The organism is Spirillospora sp. NPDC049652 (genome assembly GCF_040675125.1).
In the GTDB taxonomy this organism is placed as follows: Bacteria; Actinomycetota; Actinomycetes; order Streptosporangiales; family Streptosporangiaceae; genus Spirillospora.
This window is the reverse complement of record NZ_JBFAOF010000908.1, coordinates 1-2,867: the sequence shown is the minus strand read 5'-3', so window position 1 is coordinate 2,867 and position 2,867 is coordinate 1. Positions and strand designations below refer to the sequence as shown.

Sequence of the window (2,867 nt, the reverse complement as noted above, 5' to 3'; positions counted from 1 at the left end):
CCCGCCGGTGTCGGTCAGATGGCTGAGCAGGCTGTAGGCGACCAGGCTCAGCTCCGGGTGCGAGCGCCCGGCGATCGCCCGCGCCCGCCGGGCCAGCGCCGTCAGCTCCCAGCGGATGGTCTCCAGGGCCTCGTCCCGGGTGTGTCCACCGTCACGTTCCGTCACCGCACTCATAGTTGTAGAGTACAACCTATTGGAAGTTGTACTTTGCAACTAACCCTGTGGGGAGGACCATGACGAGCACGGGCGACACGCGCGCCACCCTGCGCCACCTCTTCGGCCACCTGCTGGTCCCGCTGATCATGTGCGTCGGCATGGGCCTCGCCTACCTCGGCGCGTTCCACCAGCCGCAGCCGCACGAGCTCCGCGTCGCGGTCGTCGGGAGCGGCCCGCAGGCCCAGGTGCTCGCGCAGACGCTCAAGGACCGGGCGGGCGACGCCCTCGACGTCCGGACCGTCCCGGCCCGCGACACCGCCGTCTCCCAGCTCCGGGACCAGAAGATCTTCGGCGCGTACGTCCCCGGCTCCCCCGAGCTGCTGGTCGCCTCGGCGGGCTCCGACACGACCGCGACCGTCGTCCAGAAGGTGTTCACCGACGTCGCGTCCGCGCAGCACGCCCCGCTGAAGGTCACCGACGTCGCGCCGCCCGCCAAGGGCGACCCGACCGCGCAGGGCCTGTTCTTCCTGCTCGTCGCACTGAGCATCGGCTCCTACACCTCGGTCGCCGCGATCGGCGGCGCGGGCGCGCCCCTCCGCATGCGCCTGCGCGCCCTGATCGCCGTCGGGACGGGCGTGGTCGTCAGCGCCATCGGCACGCTCTTCGCGGGCCCGGTCTTCCACCTCGTCGACCACGACCTGCCCGCGCTGTTCGGGATGTCCGTCCTGTACACGACCGGCATCCTGCTGATCGGCGTCGGCCTGCACACCTTCCTCAAGCGCTTCACGATGCTGGCGATGATGGTGCTGTTCGTGATGCTGAACTTCACCACCGCCGGCGGCGTCTTCCGCCCCGAGCTCCAGAACGGCTTCTTCGCGTCCCTGCACTCCTTCTGGACGGGCGCGGGCTTCGTCGAAGGCGTCCGCAGCGTCGTCTACTTCGACGACCACGCACTGGGCGGCCACCTGCTGACCCTCGTCCTCTGGCTCCTCGCGGGCGTGGTCCTCATCGGCCTGGCGGCCCTCCACGAGTCCCGCCTCCGCCAGCCGAAGCCGATTCCCGCACCCACCCGCGAAGACCTCGAACAGGAACTGGAGGAGGCCGTCCCGGCCTGATGCCCACCCACCGGTGACCGCCCTGCGGACCGGTCCCCGCGCGGCCCCCGACTCCGGTCGGGGGCCGCGGCATGTTCCAACCCCGGTGAAACTTCGCAAGATCCCTTTCCACACGCGGCATGTCGCCCCGACGTCCGATAGATGCCTCTAGTAGCGTTCAAGTGTTTTGCTCCTTACGTACGGAAGGACGGCAGGGGTTGATCGCAGCTCTGGTCCTTGCCACGCTCGCCGGCCTTTTCGCCACCTTGTGCCTGCCGCGCCTCCTCCGCGCCATGCCGCCGCGCGCCCCCGAGCCGCCGCCCCCGTACCCCGAGTCGATGACCGCCGAGCTCGACCCGGGTGACGAGGAGTACCTCGCCTGGCTGGCCGACGACCTCTGGCCCGACGACGAGTACCTCGAACAGAACCCCAACCCCAAAGACGAATCCGACGGCGGCCCCGTCCCGGCCTGACCGTCCCCTCCACCTGATCTCAGAGCGCCTCAGCGAGCCGTTTCGGCCCGCGCCCACCCCTTGGCTGCCCTCACCGAGGCCGTAGCCTGGCGCGGCGCCGCAGGTGCACCCCCTGGCGGTCTTTCCACCCGCTCTGAGTAAACTCAGTCAACAGTTGCTCGACCCACTTCCGGCATGCACGCTGTAGGCGGCGTGACCGGAGCCGCCAGGGGAGGACAAATGCCGAACGTCGGCGGCGATGCCACCGTGACCGTGACGCTGGCCGAGATCGCTCGCATCGCCGGAGTGGGCAGGGCCGCCGTCAGCAACTGGAGGCGGCGGCACCCCGACTTCCCGGCTCCGACGGGTGGCAGCGACACCAGCCCGCAGTTCTCTCTGGACGAGGTGGAGGCTTGGCTTCGGGAGCACGGCCGGCTTCCCGGGGGTACCGGCGCGGCGCAACGGTTGTGGCCGAGGTTCGAGGCTCTCGGCGAGCGCGACGTGATGGCTCGGATCCTGGCGGCCCTCGGCAATGAGCTCTCGGGGCGGCTGCTCGGTCCCGACCCGCAAGGCGAGCTGAACGAGGCGGAGCTCGCGCTGCTGAGGGACGCGCGGGCTCTGACCAAGCGCGAAGGCTCCGAAGCGACGTTCGAGTACCTGTTTGATCGCTGGCTCGGGACGCACGTCCGGCAGGTGTCCGCCACCCCCCCGATGCTCGCCGACCTCATGTGCGAGATCGCGGAGCTCGGCGGTGCCGAGAAGGTCGAGACCGTCCTCGATCCGGCGTGTGGCACCGGTTCGCTGCTGCTCGCGGCGGCCCGGCGCTGGGCGGGCGGGCGGCCTCCGACCCTGTTCGGCCAGGAACTCGACCCCGCCCTGGCCGCCCTCGCCGCGGCACGCGTCGGTGTGCAGACCGGCGCCGAGGCCCGGATCGAGGCGAGCGACACGCTGCGCCGCGATGCGTTCGGAGGCGTGCGGGCCGACGTGCTCGTGTGCAATGTTCCGACGAACCAGCGCGACTGGGGATACGACGAACTCAGCGCCGATCCCCGCTGGGTGTGGGGGCTGCCGCCGCGAACCGAGTCCGAACTGGCCTGGGTTCAGCACGCGGCGTCCGTGCTCGCGGACGCCGGGATCGCGGTGCTCGCGCTGCCCCCGTCCGTGG

3 protein-coding genes are annotated in these 2,867 nt (G+C 70.9%); all 3 read left to right on the top strand.

Translation table 11 applies throughout. The features are described 5' to 3' along the window. Positions 1-233 precede the first annotated feature (233 nt). Complete coding sequence (locus tag AB0J52_RS34705; RefSeq protein WP_500187133.1) at positions 234-1,271, top strand: ABC-2 transporter permease; 1,038 nt, start codon at positions 234-236, stop codon at positions 1,269-1,271. Positions 1,272-1,468: 197 nt separating this feature from the next. Then, on the top strand, positions 1,469-1,723 hold the full coding sequence (locus AB0J52_RS34700) for a hypothetical protein (protein ID WP_500187132.1): 255 nt from the start codon (positions 1,469-1,471) through the stop codon (positions 1,721-1,723). Between the two features lie 219 nt (positions 1,724-1,942). Next, on the top strand, positions 1,943-2,867 hold a 925-nt coding region (locus AB0J52_RS34695), incomplete at its 3' end, for an N-6 DNA methylase (RefSeq protein ID WP_500187131.1).